Source organism: Hydrogenivirga caldilitoris, assembly GCF_003664005.1.
GTDB lineage: Bacteria > Aquificota > Aquificia > Aquificales > Aquificaceae > Hydrogenivirga > Hydrogenivirga caldilitoris.
This window is the reverse complement of record NZ_RCCJ01000001.1, coordinates 409,156-428,770: the sequence shown is the minus strand read 5'-3', so window position 1 is coordinate 428,770 and position 19,615 is coordinate 409,156. Positions and strand designations below refer to the sequence as shown.

The following is a 19,615-nucleotide window of genomic DNA, read 5'->3' as shown; positions in this document are numbered from 1 at the left end:
TTCACTCTGTTAAGCCATATAGGAGGTAATCCATATGTACGCCGTAATAAAGACTGGTGGAAAGCAGTACAGGGTTGAACCGGGTATGAAGCTCAGAATTGAGAAAATAAAGGCGGAAGAAGGTGCAAGTGTAGAGTTTGAACCATTGATGCTCAGGAAGGACGACGGAAGCGTTGAATTTTACAAGGGAAAGGTTGTAGCTGAAGTGGTAGCCCATGGTAAGGGGAGAAAGGTAACCGTCTTTAAGTATAAGCCTAAGAAGAACTATAAGAGATGGAAAGGGCATAGACAATCTTACACGGAGATATTAATTAAAGATATAAAGGAGGTTTGAAATGGCTTCTAAAGCGAGCGGTGGTTCTACGAGAAACGGAAGGGATAGTCATTCTAAAAGGTTAGGTGTTAAAAGGTACGGCGGTCAGTTCGTAAAGGCTGGAAACATACTTGTAAGGCAGAGGGGAACAAAGATATATCCTGGTAAAAATGTAGGACTTGGTTCAGATTTCACCCTCTTCGCGCTGACGGACGGGTACGTTCACTTTGAAAGCAGGAGAAACAAAAAGCTTGTGAGCGTGCTTACGCCGGAAGAATGGGAATCTCTTAACGGCAACGGTAAGGCTACCTGAAAATTCTGGATAACTCGGCTATACTTTCAATCAGAAGGTCTGGTTTACCCTTTTTTAAGTCCGTATCTCTAAACTTTCCTGTTCTCACAAGTACGCCGTGTAAACCTACCTTCATACCCCCCAGGACGTCAGCCTCTATGTCGTCTCCGACGACCGCACACTCCTGAGGCGTCAGATCCATACTCCTCACCGCACTCAGGAAAAACTCTCTGCTCGGCTTTCCTATAACCTTAGCTCTCTTTCCGGAGGCGAATTCCAAGGCCTTGACGAAGGGTCCTGCGTCGAGAGACAGCTTTCCGTCCCTGTCCTTGAAATACCTGTTCTTGGCGGCGGTTATGAGCTTTGCACCGTCGGTTAAATACCTGAAGGCTCTGTTCAGGTTGTCGTAGTTGAAGTTATAGTGGGCGTCCCCCACCACCACGTACTCGGGAGGTTCTCCCATAAGATCTTTTACCTCTTCCATAGCCTCGTCTGTCAGAAGGAAGAAGGCTTTTGCATTTCTTTCTCTCAGAAAGCTTGCTGTTGCTGCCAGGGCTGTAAACACCTCATCCTTGTACACATCAAAACCCATTTTCTTGAGCTTTTTAACTACTTCTGAAGTGGGCTTTCTCGTGGTGTTAGTTATGAACCTCACTTTAAATCTTTCTCTGAGCTTCCTGAGCGACTCTATTGCGCCCGGGATAGGTCTTTCTCCTACGTAAAGGACCCCATCTATGTCAAGAAGCAACCCCTTTATTGCCTTCATGGTTTAATGTTAAAAAAGCCCCCGCCGAGGGGGCAACAGGTACATGGGTGCAGAACTCAAAAAGTAAAGCCAAGCTCTACAGCAAGGGTAGTTTTGTTATCTTCAGTTCCGTTTTTAAAGACCTTGTTGTCCGTTGAGATGTAGGCTACTTCCCCTCTGATAAAAGTGTTTTCGGAAGGCTTGAAGGTTGGGGTTACGGTCACGGTGTAGCCCTTGTCCGCACCACCCCAGTATATACCACTCGTTCCCTCGTTAAAGTACTCCAGTCTTACAGGAATAGATAGAATCCCAAGCTTTGGCGTTATATAAACGGCAAGTCCGTAAGCGCTGTCATCTTGCCCCGGAGTCTTAGCAGAGCTGTCAAGCCACTGGTAGTCCGCATTCAGCCCAAGCTCTATATCCCCTATGGAGTATCCCAGAACAAGGTCTATGAGGTTTTTGAAACCTGTATAGTCATAGTAGCTTAGAGCGTAGCTTATACCTGATATAGAACCGAGGGAGCCAAAGGCGAAGGCTTCCCTCCTCGGGCTTACAGAATCGTGGTTATACTCGGCGTAGAGCTTGATATCTTTAAAAACCTCATAACTAACCCTCACACCTGGATAAATGACGGGTTGAGCGAACCACACCGCACCGAGGGTTATGCTTTTGTTAGCGTAGGTGTTTATAACCTCAGCCCCTATGTTCGTGGGTATGTATCCCAGTTTAAGGGAGAGCTTATCAATAGGCGAAAGTGTTGCGTAACCCCAGAGTATTCCAGCTTCATCGTATGTAGGTTCACCCTGCGTGTAGGAGACCATGCTGTTGTTCACTCCCCCGTCCCATACGGAGGGTGCCAGGAAACTTCCAACGGCAAGGTCAAAACCTACAATACCCTCGGAACTTTTAAGCCCTATAAGGGCGTTTGTAAGCTTGAAGGCGTCCTGGGAGTCTTTGCCTCCTTCGTTCGTTGTAAAGAAGTAGCCTCCAGTCAATCCTCCGTAAAGTTCAAGGGGCTGTGAAAGCTTGAGACTCAAGGTCTTCTCCTGGGCAATGGAGCTTCCGGTAAAAGCCAAGATCGCTGTGAGTAGCAGTTTCTTCTTCATAGCTAAAACCTCCTTTAAAGGTTATAAGCGCTCTCTCCGTGCTGAGAGCTGTCAAGACCTTCTATCTCCTCTTCTTCCCTAGCTCTAAGCCCTGTAACAGCCTTAGCAACTAAAAGGATAACCGCCGTCAGGACACCAGAGTAAACAAGGGTAACCACAACACCTTCAACCTGTATTAGAACCTGCTTCGGGTTCCCGTATAGGAGTCCGGCTTTTTCATTTATAGAGGGGTCTGCGAACACACCGGTGAGTAAAGCACCAACCACACCAGCTATACCGTGAATTCCAAAGACGTCAAGGGCATCGTCGTATCCAAAAGCAGGTTTGAGTTTAGCGACCGCAAAGTATGCTATCAGAGAAGCGATAGCACCTATAAATATTGCTCCTACAGGGTTAACAAAACCAGCCGCCGGTGTTACAGCAACAAGACCTGCCACTATGCCGGAGGATATACCAACAACGGTGGGTTTTCCTGCAGTTGCCCATTCAATAAACATCCAGGCAAGAGCTGCAGAGGAGGTGGCGACTGTAGTGTTTACCATGGCATAGACGGCTACCGTGTTTGCAGCGAGGGCAGAGCCTGCATTGAAGCCGAACCAACCGAACCACAGTATCCCGGCACCGAGAGCCACGAGAGGAACGTTGTTAGGTATGAGCTGAGGTTCCTTCCTCTTTCCGAGTATCAGAGCACCAACAAGACCGGCTATACCTGCGTTTATATGAACAACAGTCCCTCCAGCAAAATCAAGGGCACCGTGATTGCTCAGGAAACCCCCACCCCAGACCCAGTGGGCGATGGGAGCGTAAACGATAATGCTCCAGAGGATGCTGAACACTATCCATGCAGAAAATTTCATTCTCCCCACCAAGGAACCGCTTACCAGGGCAGTTGTAATGGCAGCGAACGTTAATTGAAACATCAGGTCCAGGAGTGCCGGGTAACCGGTGCTCTCGTTCATACCCGTTATGCCTCTTCCGAAGAAATACTGGATGGGGTTTCCCACAAACTGGGCTATATCGTTCCCGTAAGCTATAGAGTATCCTACGGCAAGCCAGGTTATCGTAACTATCGCGAAGGCGACCAAGGACATGGCTATCGTGTTGAGGATGCTCTTACTCTTGTCAAGCCCTCCGTAAAAGAGAGCAAGCCCCGGAACCGTCATAAACACAACCAGGGCGGAAGCTGTAAGCATCCACGCTGTATTCCCCGTATCCAGCTTGGTCTCTGCGGCAAAGGCAGGTATCGCCCCCAAAAGTAAGGGCAGACTCATCCAAAGAAGTGCGCGCCTCATCTCTTTTCCCTCCTATATTGAAATGACCCCGCCAGAGGCGGGGTGCTTTAAAACTTACACATCAAAGTAGAGCTCAAACTCAAGAGGGTGAGGAGTGAACCTGAGCCTGTCCACTTCAGCCCTCTTGGCTTCAATCCAGAGCTGGAGAAGCTCTTCGGTGAAGACACCTCCCTTTAGCAGGAACTCGTAGTCCTTTTCCAGCTCATTTATAGCCTCCTCAAGAGAGCCTGGAAGCTGGGGTATCCCCTCAAGCTCCTCTGGAGGTAAGGAGTATATGTCTTTGTCAAAGGGCTCTCCCGGGTCAATCTTGTTCTCTATACCATCTATCGCCGCCATGAGTATGGCGCTGAAGGCAAGGTAGGGGTTGGAGGTGGCGTCGGGGAACCTTACCTCTATCCTCTTGGCTTTGGGGGACTGGGAGTACATGGGTATCCTTATCGCCGCAGACCTGTTCCTCGCAGAGTAAGCGAGTCTTACGGGAGCCTCAAAGCCTGGAACGAGCCTGTGGTAAGAGTTTACAGTGGGGTTGGTCAGTGCAACTATGGCTCTCGCATGTTTGAGTATTCCACCTATGGCGTAAAGAGCTGTCTCGGAGAGTCCTGCGTACCCTGAGCCGGCGAAGAGTGGTTCGTCACCTTTCCATATGGAGAAGTGGGTGTGCATCCCCGAACCGTTGTCGTTGGGAAGCACCTTAGCCATGAAGGTTGCGTACTTACCGTGTTTTGCCGCGACGTTCCTGACTACATACTTGTACAGGAAAAGCTTATCGCTCTGACTCACGAGGGAGTCATACCTTATATCTATCTCAGCCTGGCCTGCTGTGGCAACCTCGTGGTGGTGGAGCTCAACGGTTACCCCGAGCTCCGAGAGAATCGTTACCATCTCGTTCCTGATATCCATTGTCTTATCCAAGGGCGGTACCGGGAAGTAACCTCTCTTAAAGGGGATCTTGTATCCTGTTGAGGTGAACTCCCTGTTCCACCAACCCTCCTCAGAGTCTATCCTCCAGAAGGAGTAGTTGGGTCCAGTCCCGAACTCAACCGAATCAAATATGAAGAACTCCGCCTCAGGTCCGAAGTAAGCAGCATCCCCTATACCGGTCTGTTTGAGGTACTGCTCAGCCTTTTGAGCTACGTACCTTGTGTCCCTTCCGTACCTCTCGCCCGTAATAGGGTCGTAGATATCGCATATCATCACGAGGGTCTTCGGCTCTATGAAGGGGTCTATGAAGGCTGTATTGGGGTCAGGTTTAGCGATCATGTCAGACTCGTTTATAGTCCTCCACCCTCTTATGGAAGAGCCATCAAAACCCCTCCCGCTCTCAAAGGTGTCTTCCGATATCTCGTAAGCTGGAACTGTCAGATGCTGCCATTGACCAAAGGGGTCTGAGAACCTGAGGTCCACGTACTGGACCCCCTCCTGTTCAATCAGGCTTAAAACTTCTTGGGGTGAATACTTAGGCATTTCTGCACCTCCTTATAAGATTTCTAAATTGCAGCTTCTCCTTTTTCACCTGTTCTTATACGAACAACCTCTTCAACAGGTAGGACGAATATCTTTCCATCACCCACCCTTCCAGTTTGGGCGGTCTTAACAATAGTCTCCACAACCCTATCAACATCCTCATCCTTCACAACCACCTCAATCTTTACCTTGGGCAAGAAATCAATAACGTACTCTGTGCCCCGGTAGATTTCTGTGTGACCCTTCTGCTGACCAAAGCCCTTCACCTCGGTAACGGTCATGCCCCCTATACCTATCTCAACGAGAGCGTCCTTAACCTCATCCAGCTTGAAAGGTTTAATTATCGCCTCAATCTTCTTCATCCTTCGTCCTCCTTTCACAGTTTTTATAGTGCAAAAAGCATGCCAAAAGACCAAAATGGTCTCCTAATATGAAATTTTAAGGGTTAAAGGGTATGTGGAGACATATAAGCTTATGTAAATTTGTTTACAAAATTGTTAAAATGTAAACACTTTTCATAAAAAAGAGAAGGCATATAATATTTGGAAAGCAACATATAAAAGGGAGGGTTCAGATATGTGGTTTGAAGTTTCCCTCGGGTTATTCCTGGTGGGTTTCGTAGCTGCTTCCCTGCTCAGGCACAGACTTGACAACAAAACCCCTCTTGTTGAGGAGAACATTATAGTTACCTATTCCAAGTCTATACCAGGGTATGAGGTGCGCAGAATAATCGGTTACATAACGAGCACAGTAACTGTACCCAATGAAGGGGAGGATATACACCTCTCCATGGGGGAGCAGGCTGTAATCCAGAAGCTTATGGACAAAGCCCTTAGAGAAGGAGCCAACGCCATACTGGAACTTACCATTGAAACCGAGGAACATGCGTTCCATACGAAGATAAAAGCTCGTGGGTTGGCTGTAAGGGTTTAAATTTATAAGGTGGTGCATTCTTGCAAAGAGATAGTTGTCCTGAATGAAGGGGCAGACCTTGATGCCCTATCGGCAGCCTTAGCTGTTCAAAAGCTTTATCCGGGTTCATGCCTACTTACGCCAAGATACCTGTCTAAAAGAGCTGGGGAGGTTTTCAGGGATTACAGGCATCTATTCCATACCACAGATGAACTTCCTGAGAGGTTCGTTCTTATCCTTACCGACACAAGGTACTTTCCAGAGAGCATCCCGAAGGAGACAGTAGAAAAGGTTATCGTTTATGACCACCACCCTACGGGTGACGTGGAAAATTATGAAGGGAAGGTAGACAGGGTTGGTGCCGCGACAACCCTCGTAGTTGAGGACCTTATGGAAAGGGGTGTGGAGCTTACACCGGAAGAGGCAACGGTGATAGCCTTGGGTATATACGAGGATACGGGAAATTTCACTTATGAAGGCACAACCGAAAGAGACCTAAAAGCCGCTTCCTGGTTGTTATATAAAGGAGCGGACTTGAAAATTATCCGCAGATACATGCTTGAATCCTTCACAAAGGAACAGATAGATATAGTCAGGAGAATACTATCCTCCATAGAAAAGATTTACCTTGACGGAAGGGAGATAGCGATAGCAACAGCGGTCCTTGAGAAATATGAACCAGATATAAACGCTCTTCTTTATGAAGTCAAAGACTTGAAAGAAGCTGATGCCTTCTTTGTGATCATAGAAGCCGAGGGGAAAACGTACGTTTTTGGGCGTTCTCAAACGGAGGATATTGATGCCGGCAATATCCTATCTTACTTCAGCGGAGGAGGACATCCAGAGGCGGGGGCTACAAAGCTGGAGAATGTATCCGCATCAAGGATAAAGAACATGCTTGTAAATTACCTGAAAGGCATAAAATCCCAAAAACTGAGGGTCGGAGATATAATGAGCTCTCCACCTTTCCTACTATCGGACCACCTTTCGGTAAAGGATGCTCTCCTTGAGCTTTCAGAAAGAGGCTTTGCCAACGCCCCCGTTATAGACAGGGACGGGAACCTTATAGGTATAATCTCAAAGAAAAGCCTCTTGAAGCTGTCAAGGCTTTATCCCGAAGAGCCAATAGAGGAGTTTGTAAATAAGGACTTTACCACACTATCGCCCGACTCTCCCGTCTGGGAAGCTGAGGAAGTCCTGACCAAGTTTGGACAGAAGCTCATACCGGTGGTTGAGGAAGGTGTGGTTGTGGGTGTAGTTACGAGGCTGGACATACTTCACAGAATGAAGGAGGACCTGGGAGAGGTAAAAGCCCTTCACAAGCGGGTAAAAATTCCGGGAAACATAGAGAGTATATCAAAGGAAGTCGGTGAGATAGCCCAAGGTCTGGGCTACAAGGCTTATATAGTTGGGGGTGTCGTAAGGGACATCCTCCTCGGGAAAGAGGTTTGGGATTTGGACTTCGTCGTTGAAGGAGATGCAATAGAGCTTGCGGAGAGACTGGCCAGCAGGTACAAAGTTAAGACCCATCCCTTCCCAGAGTTCGGGACCGCCCATTTAAAGGTTGGTACTCTGAAACTGGAGTTCGCCACAGCCCGCAGGGAAACCTACTCCAGACCCGGGGCTTACCCAAAGGTTGAAAGGGCATCCCTGAAGGAAGACCTTGTGAGAAGGGATTTCACCATTAACGCAATGGCTATATCTGTAAATCCTGAAAGCTTTGGAACGTTAATAGACTACTTCGGTGGAGTTAGAGACCTCAAGGACAAGATAATAAGGGTGCTTCACCCGGTGAGCTTCATAGAAGACCCCGTAAGAATACTTAGGGCTCTTAGGTTTGCAGGTAGGTTAGGTTTTAAATGCTCTAAAAGCACTGAAAGGTTGTTAAAGCAGGCTGTTAATCTCGGGCTTCTTGAAGAAGCACCAACAGGGAGAATCATGAACGAGATAAGGCTTGCCCTGAGAGAAGATAGAATCCTGGAAATTTTATCCCTCTACAGGAAGTTTAAGGTTCTGGAGCACATAATAAAAGGGTTTAACTGGACCCAAAACCTTGAAGATAAGCTTGTGAGCTTGAAGAAGGTCACCGATTGGCATTCCCTGGAATTCCCTTCCGAAAGGATAGATTACGGCTGGGTTTTCCTTATGGTAATTCTGTCAACCATCAAGCCAGACGTAAGTATGAAGTTTCTTCAAGATGTATCCGCACCTTCCTGGGTAAGAGAGAGTATGGAAAGCCTCTATACAACCCTCAATATAATAAAGGGGAATCTCCAAAAAGCGGAGAGGAACTCGGAGATATACAAACTCCTTAAGGGGGTTCACCTATCCCTTCTCCTGATTCTTATGTCTTGCAGAGAGGTACAGGACAAGGTAAAGCTCTTCCTGGAGAGGTTGAGGTTCGTAAAAGTGCCGCCTGAAGCCGTAAGAGAAATGAAGGAGAGAGGTCTTGAAGGTAGGGAGCTCGGTGAGGAGATAGAGAAGCTAAAGGAGAGACTCATGGACGAAGAGAAATCCTTTATAATGGAAAGACCATGAAACTCGCCTTTTTCAAGGTAGGAGAGCTGCAGGGAAATCTGAGACACCTAAAGGTTCTACTTGAATACCTGAAAGGAAGGGGAGTTGAGCTTAAGGAGATAGAGCTTGACCCTCAGAATGTTCAGAAGGCAGTTGAAGAACTCCAGGAATTTAAGCCCGCTTTCACAATGGACGTTAACGCAACAGGTATAGTGATAGGGGAGCAGGACGGCAAAAAGATACCCATATACGACCTCTTCGGTTTTGTTCATCTGTCCTTCTTCACAGAGGACCCTCTGCTTCATTTCCCGAACCTGTACGGGGTTGATAGCCACAGAAACCTCGTCGCCCTGGTTACAGACATAAAGTACGCGGACAGTCTGAAGTTTTTGGGTGTTGAAAATATCAGTTACATAACCCCGTTCCTTGACTTCTCCCTGTTTCCCCAACCATCTTTAGAAAGGGACATAGAGATAGCCTTCCTCGGACCGGTTATAGCTCCGGAGATTGTGGTGAACTCAGTGAGAAGGAACCTCCCGGACAATATATTTCCACTCTTCATAGAGACGGGAGAGTTTATGTTCAGAAATCCTGAAGTTCACGTCCTCACTGCGCTCAACCACATACTCAGCATATTTAATCCTCAGTTCCAACAGGAATTTATGGATTGGAGGCAAAAGAATGAAGAGGCTTTCCTCAGACTCCTGAACGACATATCCATCTATGCGACCATGAGGAAGAGGTGGTATCTGATTAACTTCCTTGAGGGAGTAAACCTTAAGGTCATAGGAGAGTTTCAGGGTGAGCTAAAAGAGGACCATGAGCATGTTAAAGTGAACTCCTTTGAAGAGCTTCTTGATATATACGGACGTACGAATATAACTGTGTTGAGCTTCCCTCATACGGTGCCGTCGGGTATAGGTTTCACACCTCTTGAGGTCTCAGCTATGGGTAGTGCTCCGATGCTTGATTTTAGAGGAACGTTGCCCGGTTTTCTGGTACCGGAAGAAGAAGCTATAGCCTATATGCCCCTTGACAGGGCAGATATAGAGGAGAAGCTCCTCTATTACCTGGAAAATCCGGAAGAGGCGAGGGGTATAGGTGAAAGGGCAAGGAATGCTGTTGTAAACAGGTACAGAGTGGATGACAGGGGAGAGTTCATATACGGTCTGATGAAGGATATAATTGCCCAAGCAGAAATTCAAGCAAAGCGGGAAGAAACGGATAGAGAAAAAGGATGATATGTTCCCGGGCTTTGGAACCCTTGTAAACTTTTTCCTTATAATACTCGGCAGCTTATTTGGTCTGAAGGGAGCCCGGTTTATAAACCCTAAACTCAGGGAAGGGGTGATCCACGGGATAGGGCTCTTTACATTTCTCCTTGGGGTAAAGCTGATACTTGAGAACAAACCAGAAACCCTGAAAGTCTTTTTTATTCTCCTATTTGGGACCGCAATAGGTTATCTGATTGATCTGGAAGGGAAGATTGAGCAACTCTCAGGCGCTGGAAGGGACTTCACCAACGCTTTCATCACCTCCTCAGTCCTGTTCACCATAGGACCCATGACCCTTCTGGGGTGTATCCTGGAAGGAACAAAGGGGGACAGCTCCCTTATACTCTCTAAAGCTACGATGGACGGGTTTTCTTCAATAATCCTAGCATCCTCTCTAGGGAGGGGTGTTCTGTTTTCCTCACTGTTCGTACTGATTTTCCAGGGAAGTATAACACTTCTGGCTTTCTTTTTCGGAGAATTCTTAAGCTCACAAGCTATGGCTAACAGCCATTTCATAGGAGGGGGGATAATGGTAGTTATAGCTCTAAAGCTTTGGGGATTGCTTAAAGAAGTTAGGAGTGTAAACCTCTTGGTTCCTCTGCTGGCTTCACTCTTTATTTAAACTATCAAGCCTAAGCTTGGACACCTCGGATAGAGCCTCATATATATTCTCCCTATCCGTCTCCCACACAAAGATCCCGTTCTTGTGAAGAATCCACTTGGCTCTGGAACTCTCAGGGTGGTGCCCACATATAACTATATCCACACCTTCCCTGACAAGGAGTTTTGCTACATCCTCTTCCGAATGAACCCTGACTTCCCTGACCTCTGGTTTGCCCCTCTTTTCTTCAAAGATGTACATCTTGCTTACATTGGAAAAGTCCCTACACAGCGCCTCGCCGTCTCTGGAAAAGACCGCAATTCTGAGTCTCTCCTCCCGTGCCGGTTCATAGTGGATAAAGACCATTTCAACATTGTCTATCTCTTTCGCAATTTTCCTCTCAATTTCGTCTGCCACGGCATGGCTTCTCATGAAACTCCCAGGTCTGAGGAGTATCTCCGCATCAACGAAGAGCCTCCCACCAGCACTCCTGACAAGGAGTCTTTTTATGCTTTCAACCTCCGGAAAATCAAGGATTATATCCCTTATCTTTTCAACAGTCTCCTCGTCTGCGGATATATCAAGTATAGCACCCACTTGCTCCCTTAACAGCCCAAAGGCTGTATATAGAATCAGTGCCACCACGGCTAAGGCAAAGTACCTGTCATAGTTGTAGCCAAGGTAGGCAGCTGACAAGCTCAACAGAACGAGGGCAGAACCAAAAGCATCTGTAAGGGTATGGTAAGAGTCGGCTATCAATGTAGGAGAATTTAAATTTTTGCCAGCCCTCCTTTCCAGGAAAGATAGAGTTAGAGAACTTAACAGGGAAAAAACAACCACCCCTATACCCACAGGGAGAAAACTCCTATCTATCTCTACACGGCCGGACACAGCCCGTTGTCCTATCTCGTAGGCTGCCACTATAAGGAAGAAGGCTATAACTATAGCTCCTATATTCTCAAGTTTGTATAGACCGTAAGGGAAGCGTCTGTGCTTCTTCTCAGAAAACTTGATTGAGACATAAGCTATAACGGAGGCAGTAGCGTCGGAAAGAGAGTGAAGAGCCTCCCCAAGCAGCGATAGGCTCCCGGTAAGAAATCCTGCAAAGAATTTAAGGGCAGATTGAAACAGGTTTAGAAGTAATGAAACCAGTGCCCAGTGTTCCTTTTTCATCGGAAAAATTTTACAGTCAGGTTGACCTATTCAGGTAATAAGAAGTTTTTGCTCCCTGGCAGGTCTCTCTTCTTTCAAGCTCAAGCAGGATTCTGCCTATTACCTCGTTCTTCATGGAGGGCTTACAGTACTCTGGTGCTATAAGGAGGCTTTCATCTACTTCCCCCGTTACCCTGTGAATGACTACACTTTGAGGAAGTATTTCTATAACGTCGGCAGAGAGTTCCACATACTCTTCAAGAGACAAGAGTTCAAACTCGCCCCTTTCATACTGCTTAGCCATTACAGTTCCCTTTATAACGTGCAGGGGGTGTATCTTCACGCCGTCCACGGGAAGAGAGGCAATGAGTTTTGCAGTTTCTATGACATCCTCTCTGGTTTCATTAGGGAGACCTACAATCATGTGAGCACATACCTTCAGAGGCCTCCTCTTTGTTCTTAAAACAGCATCTACGAAGTCTGATACACCGTGTGCCCTATTTATCCTTTTGAGGGTTTCAAAGTTAGCAGACTGAAGACCATACTCAACCCAGACTTCAAGCCCTGATTCTGAGTACTCCGATAACAAGTCCAACACCTCTTCAGGAGCGCAATCTGGCCTCGTTCCAACATCTATACCCACAACCCTATCAAACTTAAGGGCTGTGTCGTAAACTCTCTTCAAAGTTTGCAGGTCAGCGTACGTGTTTGTATAAGACTGGTAATAAACAAAGAAGAATATATCTTCCCCATACTTCCTCTTAGCCCTTTCAATGCCTTCCTTTATCTGGATTTCCAAAGGGACTGTAGGGGTAAGCATTGACGGCTTTGAGCCGTCATGACAGAAGGTACAACCACCTCTGGCTTTACTTCCATCCCTATTTGGGCAGGTAAAGGGTAGGGCAACGGTTATCTTCTGGACACGCCTGCCGTACTTCTCAAGAAAGTAATCCTTCAGGGAGAGATAGGGTCTGGTCTGTGCTCGCATCCTCAAACCTTTTCAGCCTCCTTTTGTAGCTTCCTGTACTTTTCCAGGGCAAGCCTTCTCCTCCAACCTTTTAGTCTATCTATAAAGGTTATACCTTTAAGGTGGTCAAGCTCATGTTGGAAAACTATAGCGGGGAAATCTACCAGTTCTATTTCAACAGGTTCTCCGTGCTCATTGAGGGCTTTTACCTTGACCTTTCTTGCCCTCTCCACCTCAACGCTTAACCCTGGGAAGGAAAGGCACCCCTCTTTGTACTTTATCTTCCCCTCTTCAGCGATAACTTCCGGATTTATCAGGACCAGTTTAAGGTCTGGAGCATCTTCCTTGGGAGTTGTATCTATAACCATTATGCTGAGGGGAACCCCTATCTGATTTGCAGCAAGGCCAACACCTTCTGCATTGTACATAGTATCAAACATATCCCTTATGAGCTTTTTTATCTCAGTATCAATAGCACCCACCTTATCGGTAGGCTTTGTCAGCACATCTGCCGGATATGTAACTATATCTCTAACCATGAAAACACCCCACGAAATAATTTATCCCTTTAGGATTATAATGCGTAGTATGAGGGAGCAACCCTTTCATTTACCTGACCTTCCTATAATGAACCATAAAGTTTACCACCTGAACCTATCTCCCGGAGAGCTCGCACCGGACATACTTATAGTAGGAGACCCAAATAGAGTATCCTTCATAGCGGAAAATTTCCTTCGGGGTGTGGATATAAACAAGGAGCATAGGGGATTGAGAACGATTACAGGTTACACCGACTGGGGACAAAGGGTATCAATAACAACCTCCGGAATGGGAACACCCTCCTTAGAGATAGTTCTAAACGAGGTGGTTGCCTTACACGAGATAGATTTCTACGAAGGAAAAAGAAAGGAAGAATTTCCAACCATAAACATAATCAGAGTCGGGACTTCAGGAGGTCTTCAACCAGATACAGAGCTCGGGACGCTGGTTATAACAGAGTATTCTGTAGGTCTGGACAACACGGGGCTCTTCTACGATGCACCCATCCCAGACGAAAACTGCCAAAAGCTTGAGAAGGTAGTCAAGGATGTTATAGAAGGAGCCATACCCGAAAGCTCCAGATTTAAAGGCAAGATAGAACCTTACGCTTCAAAGGCACACCCAGCTGTGGTTAAAGCTCTAATTGAATCCGCACAAGAGAATACCGCGAACTTCAAAAGCGGAATAACCGTCTCCAACTCGGGTTTCTTTGCAAATCAAGGTAGGTCTGTTTCCAGGATACCTCTGACCGTCCCGGATATAGATGTCCATTTATCCAGGGCTGAAAGTGGTTTGAAGGACCTGAGGTTTGAGAACATGGAAATGGAGGCGAGCTTTCTACTTCACTTCATGTTTCCTCTTGGACATAGAGCCGGTGCCATATGCCCCATAATTGATAAGAGGCCAGAAGAGAAGTTTCTCATAAACTATCAGGAGAAGATTATAGAAGCTGCAAAGGTAGCTTTACAGGCGCTCAGGAGGTTGAGAGAATGGACATAAGAAGCTACATAGATAACTCTATACTCAAGCCTTACGTGAGTGAAAGCGAAGTGGAAAAGTTCGTGAGGGACTCGGCTCGCGTAGGATTCTATGCTGTCTGTGTAAATCCCTATCACGTAAAACTCGCAAAGGAGGTAGGGACAGACAGGATTAAAGTGTGTTCCGTGGTGGGTTTTCCCTTAGGACTGAATACTAAAGAGGTTAAGGTTCATGAAGCTGTAAGAGCCGTAGAAGACGGAGCTGATGAGATAGATATGGTTATGAACATATCTGCCTTTAAGGAGAAAAGGTACAGGTACGTTGAAGAGGAGCTAAAGGCAGTAAAGAGGGAATGTGGCGTGCCTTTAAAGGTAATAATAGAAACCTGCTATCTGGACCAGAATGAGAAAGTGAAAGCTGTTGAGATATGTGTTCAAGCTGGTGTAGATTTTGTAAAGACCTCTACAGGGTTTGGTAGTGGAGGTGCCACCGTTGAAGATGTAAAACTGATAAAGGAGATAGGTGGAAACAGGATAAAAGTGAAAGCGGCCGGTGGGATAAAAGACCTTGCAACAGCTATAGCTATGATTAAAGCCGGTGCGGACCGGTTGGGGACAAGCAGCGGTTTTGAGATTTACAAGGAAGCCCAGGGAGGTTAAATTATTTAGCTATGAAGTTCTTTGAGGAGCTGGAAGAAACTAAAGGTCTTGTGGTTAAGATGGCTAAGCTTGTTCAGAATGCAATAGACAAAGCGATAAAGTCTCTTAACGAACAGAGTGTGGAGCTTGCGGAAGAGATCATAAAAGGCGACGATGAGATAGACTCCCTAGAGGTTGATATAGAAAGAAGGTGTATAAGGATGATAGCCCTTTATCAACCGGAAGCTTCAGATTTAAGACTCGTTATGGGTATATACAAGATAGTTTCTGACCTGGAAAGGATGGGAGATGAAGCCGAGAACATAGCGGAGCGCTCCATATTCCTGGCTCAGGAACCACCCCTCAAGCCTTACGTGAATCTAACCCTAATGGCGGAAGCTGTTAAAGAGATGGTAAACGACAGTGTTATAAGCTTCCTCCAGAGGGACACGATGCTGGCTAAAAAGATAATAGAGAAAGATGACATGATAGATGAGCTCTACCATCAGCTAGAGAGGGAGCTTATCACCTACGTTATGGAGGACCCAAGAAATATAAAGAGGGTCATACACCTATCTTTCGTAGCAAGACACTTTGAAAGGATAGCTGACCATGCGGAAAACATATCGGAAATGGCTATATACTGGGCTGAGGGAGAGCTTATAAAACATCACAGGATAAAAGAAGAGGAAGGTGAAGCGTAAACTTTTAATAGGGCTAGCCCTACTCTTAATCTTTATTGGTATAAACGTAGCCTTTATAAACAACCTTAAAAATCTTCCCTACGCTAACTATTACATACTCCTCCTCGCCATAAACATTGACCTGCTTGCCCTGGTAGTGGTTACGTCCATAGTCCTGAGAAAGCTGATAAAGGTTTACCTAGGCAGAAGGAGAAACATACTCAGGAGGAAGCTCGCAAACATACTGTTTCTCTATCTTTTCATCCCATTGCTGTTGCTGAACGTTGTTTCTATCGTTGTTGTTTTACAGTCAACCAAGACTTACCTCAGCTCAAAAACCAGGGCACTCTCTGCCTCTGCAGAAAGGGTGTACAAGAACCTCTATGAGTCTGAGCTCAGCAGGATAGAGAGGTTTAAAAGCATATCCTACGCACTGCTCCGCGCAAACCAGTTTGATGAGCTGAACAGGATTAAGGAGATTGAGAGTATAATCCGTGTACCCAAGTGTGATTTTGATGTCTCCGAGGGGGAGTTCAACTATACGTTGTGTATAAAGTTGGACGATGCAGGATACAAGGTAGTTGTCAGCAAAGACCTAAGTCTCATAAGGGATGTATCCGAATTTGGTGAACTGGCTCTTGATGTGAGGGCTTTTGTAAAGACGAGGGACATAATAACAGGAATATTTGTTTTCTTCATAGTTCTCGTCTCCCTGATTACCCTGCTTGCCACCGTCTGGTTAAGTATGCTCGTTGCAAGGCACATAAGCGAGCCTATAGAGCGGCTATCAGACAAAGCAATGAGAATCGCAAGGGGAAATCTTGACGTGGAAGTTACCGAAGAAAAAACAGGAGACGAAATAGAAGAACTCTCAAGGGCGTTCATAAAGATGAAAGGCAACCTGAAGAGGATATATGAAGAGCTGAGAAGGGAAAGAGATTTGCTTGGAAGGCTCCTTGATACTTTGCCTGTCGGCGTGCTTTTTGTGAGCTCCAAGGGTGAGATGCGTTCAAACAGTACCTTTGTGGAATTGTTCGGAAAGGATATAGACATTGAAGAAACCCTCAAGAGGATAAGAGAAGACAAGAACTTTAGACTGGAGCATATAAAGGGCATAGATGGAGATATATATCTGGTGGAGGATATAAGTTCCATAGTTTTGGCAGAGAGATTCAAGACATGGCAGGAAGCGGTAAAGAGGATAGCCCACGAGATAAAAAACCCTCTCACACCTATAAAATTGAATCTTGAAAGGCTGAACAAGTATGCCCAGAGAGGTGATTTCAGCGATGAGAAATTCGTAGAGCTTACAAAGCTTATATTGAAGGAGATAGACCGCATAAGCGAACTTATAAACCAGTTTAAACACTTAAGTCCTTCACGGGAGTTGAAACTTGAGGAGGTAAGTCTTAAGAACCTGCTCCTGGACGTCCAAAAACTCTATGCTTCGGCAGGCATAAACATAAAGGTGAACGGTGAGAAGAGGGTTAAAGGGGACGTAGCTCTTTTAAAGGAAGTCTTTTACAACCTTATAAACAACAGTCTGGAATGGGGTGCCGATGAGATAACTATCAACATAAGAGAGGATAGCTTAGACTATATTGATAACGGAAAGGGTATTCCGCAGGAAGAGACAGAGAACGTATTTATACCTTACTACTCAAGCAATCCAAAAGGTATGGGGTTGGGTTTAGCGGTGGTAAAGAAGGTTATTGAAGACCACGGATGGAGCATTAGAACTTTACCCTCAGAAAAAGGTGCTCACTTTCTAATAGAGTTCAAGTCAAGAAACTGAAGAGCCTGGAGTATAAGGGTTAGCTGTGTTTCCCATATTGTATCAAGCTCATCAAAAACAGCTTCTTCTTGCTCTTCCTGAGAAAGCCTCCTGAAAGCCTCTGACTTCACACCCCTTTCGTGCATGAGGAGAGGAACAAAGAGCTTCCCTATTGAGTAAAATACGAAAGCCAGCTCCGTATCGGAGAGTATCGGGAACTCGTTAAAGGTTTTATAGGTTTTTACAGCAGCCCAGTTGGTCCACCGTCTTATCTCGGGGTCTTCAACTCTCCTTTCCATACCTCCAACGTACATGGATCTGACAGCTTTGAGGAGCCTATCGTCAGGCTCTCTACCCAGGAACTCTCTTACCTCATCCCTCACAAGATCAAGGTCTGAACTTTCAATCTTCTCATAGTCATTAAGGAACTTATCCTTCCAGTTCATAAAACGGTGAAGCTCTTTAAAGGGGTTTTTCATCCAGCTTCCTCAGACTTTTCAAACTGAGCGCAGACCTCTGGAGGAGGCTCCTCCTTTGGTAGTTCCTCCTTGAATTCATTGTGATAACCACATATAGGACATCTTATCTCAACTGCGTAACCCTCATGTAGGTGTCCTATGTCCCAACCACACAGGGGGCACTCACCCTCGTCCGCTTTCAGGACGTCCATCAACCTTGAGCCGTTGGTGACGTGCTGCTGGACCGATTTCACCCTCCTTATAGCCTTGAGCATGTCGTCGCTGTTCCATTCGGCACCACATTCAAGGCATCTGTACTCGGTGTACCTCCCCTCGTGCAGGAGCTTGATTATATCCCGTGCTCCACAACGGTCATCTATACATATCTCACCTATCTCTTTCCTGGACAGCTTATCCAGTATCTGGAAGAAGGTTTCCCTCTTTAGCTCCATAGGTATATCGTAAGAACGATAGCCACAACACTCACAGGTAGCCTCAACCCTCGGATAAGGCTCCGAGTACTCGCACACTTTAAGAGCTATCCTGTGACAAAAGGGACACAATTCCCTATGTTCCAAGCACTTCATCTTCATAGGTTATCCTCCATACCCTTAAGTAATTCTATAATATGAGCTACATCCTTCAGACCTTCAACTCTGAGAATCACATTGTCAGCACCAACTTCACCGATAGCAACCTTAGGAATGTCCTTCAAGCTCTTGAACCCTTCAAGTACAACTATATCAAACCCCGCAAAGTACTCTTTAACAACCTTTATGGGGTCATCTTCCCGTTTCTCCCAGAGGGTCATTCTGCCTGGAGAGAGAAGGGCAACCTTTTCAACCTCTTTAAAAAGTTTATCCGTGTCTGAGCCTTCCTTATCCGTCTTTCCATGTCCTTTCGGGTCATGCTTTATGTAACCTACCTTGTAGCCTATCCTCTTAAGCTCTTTAACGAGCTCCTTTATAAGAGTAGTTTTCCCTGTATTGTGATATCCCACGATTGCAATAACTTTCATTCTTCTATTATTATGAATTCTATGGAGGTTCTTGAGCTTTGGGAAAAAAACCTAATGAGGACAAAGAGCCAGAGGACAACTGAGGCTTACCTCAGACATGTTAAGAACTTCCTCAGCACAACCCAGATTCTGGATGAGGACAGTCTTATAAAGGTTTCATCGGCACAGATATTTAAGTATGCTGACAGCGCAAACCTAGGTCCCACTTCAATGCTTGCAAACCTCTCAGCCCTTAAGCATTTCTTCAAGTTTCTTCTCAGAAGGGAATACATAGACAGGGATAGGTTCACGGATATAGAGCAGGCGATAGAGGAGATAAGGGAAGAGCTGAATGCGAAGAAGAACCCCAACTACCCAAAAGCCTTAACCAAAGAGGAAGTTGACAGGATATTTAGTGCTGTCAGAGGAAAGAGGTATGAGAAGATATACTCCCTATTTCTATACAGCGGAATAAGACTTGGAGAGTTTGAACATCTCAGCAGGAACAACTTCTACCTGGACAAGAGCGGGATACTGTGGATAAGGCTTGAACCTTATATGACAAAGAGAAACAAGGGAAGGCTTGCCCCCGTGCTTGCTCCCAATAGAAATGAGACTTACAGCGTAACCGATAAATTACTCAAATGGATAGAGAATTATGAGGAAAACTTCTCTGTAAAGAGGGGAGTACTTCAGGTTTACACGGACAGACTATCAAAAAGGTTAAGCATTCCTTTCAGCATACACAGCTTCAGACATACTTATATAACCAACCTTGTAAACAGCGGCTTTCCCGTAGAAGTAGTTAAAGAGTTTGCAGGGCACTCAAATATAAAGACAACTATAGAAACTTACTATAAGTTTAGCCAGAGGAGGGCGGAAGAGCTGGTCAGGAACTTCCTCACAGGATAA

Annotated in this window: 22 protein-coding genes; 11 read left to right on the top strand and 11 right to left on the bottom strand. The window is 45.9% G+C overall.

Annotated features, from left to right (window positions below; translation table 11 throughout):
- Positions 1-34 precede the first annotated feature (34 nt).
- Together rplU and rpmA are read left to right on the top strand one after the other, a co-directional pair.
- Positions 35-334 (top strand): 50S ribosomal protein L21, encoded by a 300-nt coding sequence (gene rplU / locus BCF55_RS02385; protein ID WP_121009459.1) that lies wholly within the window; start codon positions 35-37, stop codon positions 332-334.
- 1 nt (position 335) lies between these two features.
- Positions 336-626 carry a 50S ribosomal protein L27 gene (gene rpmA, locus BCF55_RS02380; protein ID WP_121009456.1) on the top strand — a complete coding sequence of 97 codons (291 nt, stop codon included), beginning with the start codon at positions 336-338 and terminating at the stop codon, positions 624-626.
- On the opposite strand, the gene BCF55_RS02375 is transcribed toward rpmA, so the two are convergent.
- From BCF55_RS02375 to BCF55_RS02355, 5 genes are read right to left on the bottom strand one after another with little or no spacing between them, the layout of a single operon-like run.
- Positions 619-1,371, bottom strand: a complete 753-nt coding sequence (locus BCF55_RS02375; RefSeq protein WP_121009454.1) for a TIGR01458 family HAD-type hydrolase — start codon at positions 1,369-1,371, stop codon at positions 619-621. The genes rpmA and BCF55_RS02375 overlap by 8 nt on opposite strands.
- A 56-nt stretch (positions 1,372-1,427) precedes the next feature.
- Positions 1,428-2,456 carry an outer membrane beta-barrel protein gene (locus tag BCF55_RS02370; protein WP_121009451.1) on the bottom strand — a complete coding sequence of 343 codons (1,029 nt, stop codon included), beginning with the start codon at positions 2,454-2,456 and terminating at the stop codon, positions 1,428-1,430.
- 14 nt (positions 2,457-2,470) lie between these two features.
- Positions 2,471-3,748 (bottom strand): ammonium transporter, encoded by a 1,278-nt coding sequence (locus tag BCF55_RS02365; protein WP_121009448.1) that lies wholly within the window; start codon positions 3,746-3,748, stop codon positions 2,471-2,473.
- 54 nt (positions 3,749-3,802) lie between these two features.
- Positions 3,803-5,212 (bottom strand): type I glutamate--ammonia ligase, encoded by a 1,410-nt coding sequence (gene glnA / locus BCF55_RS02360; RefSeq protein ID WP_121009445.1) that lies wholly within the window; start codon positions 5,210-5,212, stop codon positions 3,803-3,805.
- Between the two features lie 23 nt (positions 5,213-5,235).
- Positions 5,236-5,574 (bottom strand): P-II family nitrogen regulator, encoded by a 339-nt coding sequence (locus tag BCF55_RS02355; RefSeq protein WP_121009442.1) that lies wholly within the window; start codon positions 5,572-5,574, stop codon positions 5,236-5,238.
- 214 nt (positions 5,575-5,788) lie between these two features.
- Here BCF55_RS02355 and BCF55_RS02350 point away from each other — a divergent pair, with 214 nt between their 5' ends.
- From BCF55_RS02350 to BCF55_RS02335, 4 genes are read left to right on the top strand one after another with little or no spacing between them, the layout of a single operon-like run.
- On the top strand, positions 5,789-6,145 hold the full coding sequence (locus BCF55_RS02350; protein ID WP_121009439.1) for a YbjQ family protein: 357 nt from the start codon (positions 5,789-5,791) through the stop codon (positions 6,143-6,145).
- 12 nt (positions 6,146-6,157) lie between these two features.
- A complete protein-coding gene (locus tag BCF55_RS02345; RefSeq protein ID WP_170144730.1) occupies positions 6,158-8,662 on the top strand; it encodes a CBS domain-containing protein in 2,505 nt (834 codons plus the stop codon).
- Positions 8,659-9,882 carry a glycosyltransferase gene (locus BCF55_RS02340; RefSeq protein WP_121009434.1) on the top strand — a complete coding sequence of 408 codons (1,224 nt, stop codon included), beginning with the start codon at positions 8,659-8,661 and terminating at the stop codon, positions 9,880-9,882. Before BCF55_RS02345 ends, BCF55_RS02340 begins: the two co-directional genes overlap by 4 nt.
- A gap of 1 nt (position 9,883) precedes the next feature.
- Complete coding sequence (locus tag BCF55_RS02335; RefSeq protein WP_121009431.1) at positions 9,884-10,537, top strand: DUF554 domain-containing protein; 654 nt, start codon at positions 9,884-9,886, stop codon at positions 10,535-10,537.
- On the opposite strand, the gene BCF55_RS02330 is transcribed toward BCF55_RS02335, so the two are convergent.
- From BCF55_RS02330 to def, 3 genes are read right to left on the bottom strand one after another with little or no spacing between them, the layout of a single operon-like run.
- Positions 10,523-11,689, bottom strand: coding sequence for a cation diffusion facilitator family transporter (locus BCF55_RS02330; RefSeq protein WP_121009428.1), 1,167 nt, complete (start codon positions 11,687-11,689; stop codon positions 10,523-10,525). The two genes, BCF55_RS02335 and BCF55_RS02330, sit on opposite strands and share 15 nt — an antisense overlap.
- A 16-nt stretch (positions 11,690-11,705) precedes the next feature.
- Positions 11,706-12,656: a tRNA modification radical SAM protein MnmL/YtqA gene (gene mnmL, locus BCF55_RS02325; RefSeq protein WP_121009425.1), complete on the bottom strand. Its 951-nt coding sequence runs from the start codon at positions 12,654-12,656 to the stop codon at positions 11,706-11,708.
- Between the two features lie 2 nt (positions 12,657-12,658).
- On the bottom strand, positions 12,659-13,174 hold the full coding sequence (gene def / locus BCF55_RS02320) for a peptide deformylase (protein WP_121009422.1): 516 nt from the start codon (positions 13,172-13,174) through the stop codon (positions 12,659-12,661).
- 49 nt (positions 13,175-13,223) lie between these two features.
- Between def and BCF55_RS02315 the strand changes: the two genes are divergently transcribed.
- The 4 genes from BCF55_RS02315 to BCF55_RS02300 are packed head-to-tail and all read left to right on the top strand — an operon-like array spanning position 13,224 to position 17,269.
- The gene (locus BCF55_RS02315) at positions 13,224-14,174 is read left to right on the top strand and encodes a nucleoside phosphorylase (protein ID WP_121009419.1); all 951 of its coding nucleotides are present in this window, start codon (positions 13,224-13,226) and stop codon (positions 14,172-14,174) included.
- Positions 14,165-14,812: a deoxyribose-phosphate aldolase gene (gene deoC, locus BCF55_RS02310; RefSeq protein WP_121009416.1), complete on the top strand. Its 648-nt coding sequence runs from the start codon at positions 14,165-14,167 to the stop codon at positions 14,810-14,812. The genes BCF55_RS02315 and deoC overlap by 10 nt, the downstream gene beginning before the upstream one ends.
- A gap of 11 nt (positions 14,813-14,823) precedes the next feature.
- Entirely contained in the window at positions 14,824-15,495 is a 672-nt protein-coding gene (gene phoU, locus BCF55_RS02305; RefSeq protein ID WP_121009413.1) for a phosphate signaling complex protein PhoU, read from the top strand.
- Positions 15,485-17,269 (top strand): sensor histidine kinase, encoded by a 1,785-nt coding sequence (locus tag BCF55_RS02300; RefSeq protein ID WP_121009410.1) that lies wholly within the window; start codon positions 15,485-15,487, stop codon positions 17,267-17,269. The genes phoU and BCF55_RS02300 overlap by 11 nt, the downstream gene beginning before the upstream one ends.
- Here the strand turns inward: BCF55_RS02300 and BCF55_RS02295 are convergent.
- Genes BCF55_RS02295 through mobB form a run of 3 tightly spaced genes read right to left on the bottom strand, consistent with a single transcriptional unit; the run spans position 17,236 to position 18,724 of the window.
- Positions 17,236-17,727, bottom strand: coding sequence for a DUF3467 domain-containing protein (locus BCF55_RS02295; protein ID WP_121009407.1), 492 nt, complete (start codon positions 17,725-17,727; stop codon positions 17,236-17,238). The genes BCF55_RS02300 and BCF55_RS02295 overlap by 34 nt on opposite strands.
- Positions 17,724-18,299 carry a hypothetical protein gene (locus BCF55_RS02290; protein WP_121009403.1) on the bottom strand — a complete coding sequence of 192 codons (576 nt, stop codon included), beginning with the start codon at positions 18,297-18,299 and terminating at the stop codon, positions 17,724-17,726. Before BCF55_RS02290 ends, BCF55_RS02295 begins: the two co-directional genes overlap by 4 nt.
- Positions 18,296-18,724: a molybdopterin-guanine dinucleotide biosynthesis protein B gene (gene mobB, locus BCF55_RS02285; protein WP_121009400.1), complete on the bottom strand. Its 429-nt coding sequence runs from the start codon at positions 18,722-18,724 to the stop codon at positions 18,296-18,298. The genes BCF55_RS02290 and mobB overlap by 4 nt, the downstream gene beginning before the upstream one ends.
- 21 nt (positions 18,725-18,745) lie before the next feature.
- Between mobB and BCF55_RS02280 the strand changes: the two genes are divergently transcribed.
- Complete coding sequence (locus tag BCF55_RS02280) at positions 18,746-19,615, top strand: tyrosine-type recombinase/integrase (protein ID WP_121009397.1); 870 nt, start codon at positions 18,746-18,748, stop codon at positions 19,613-19,615.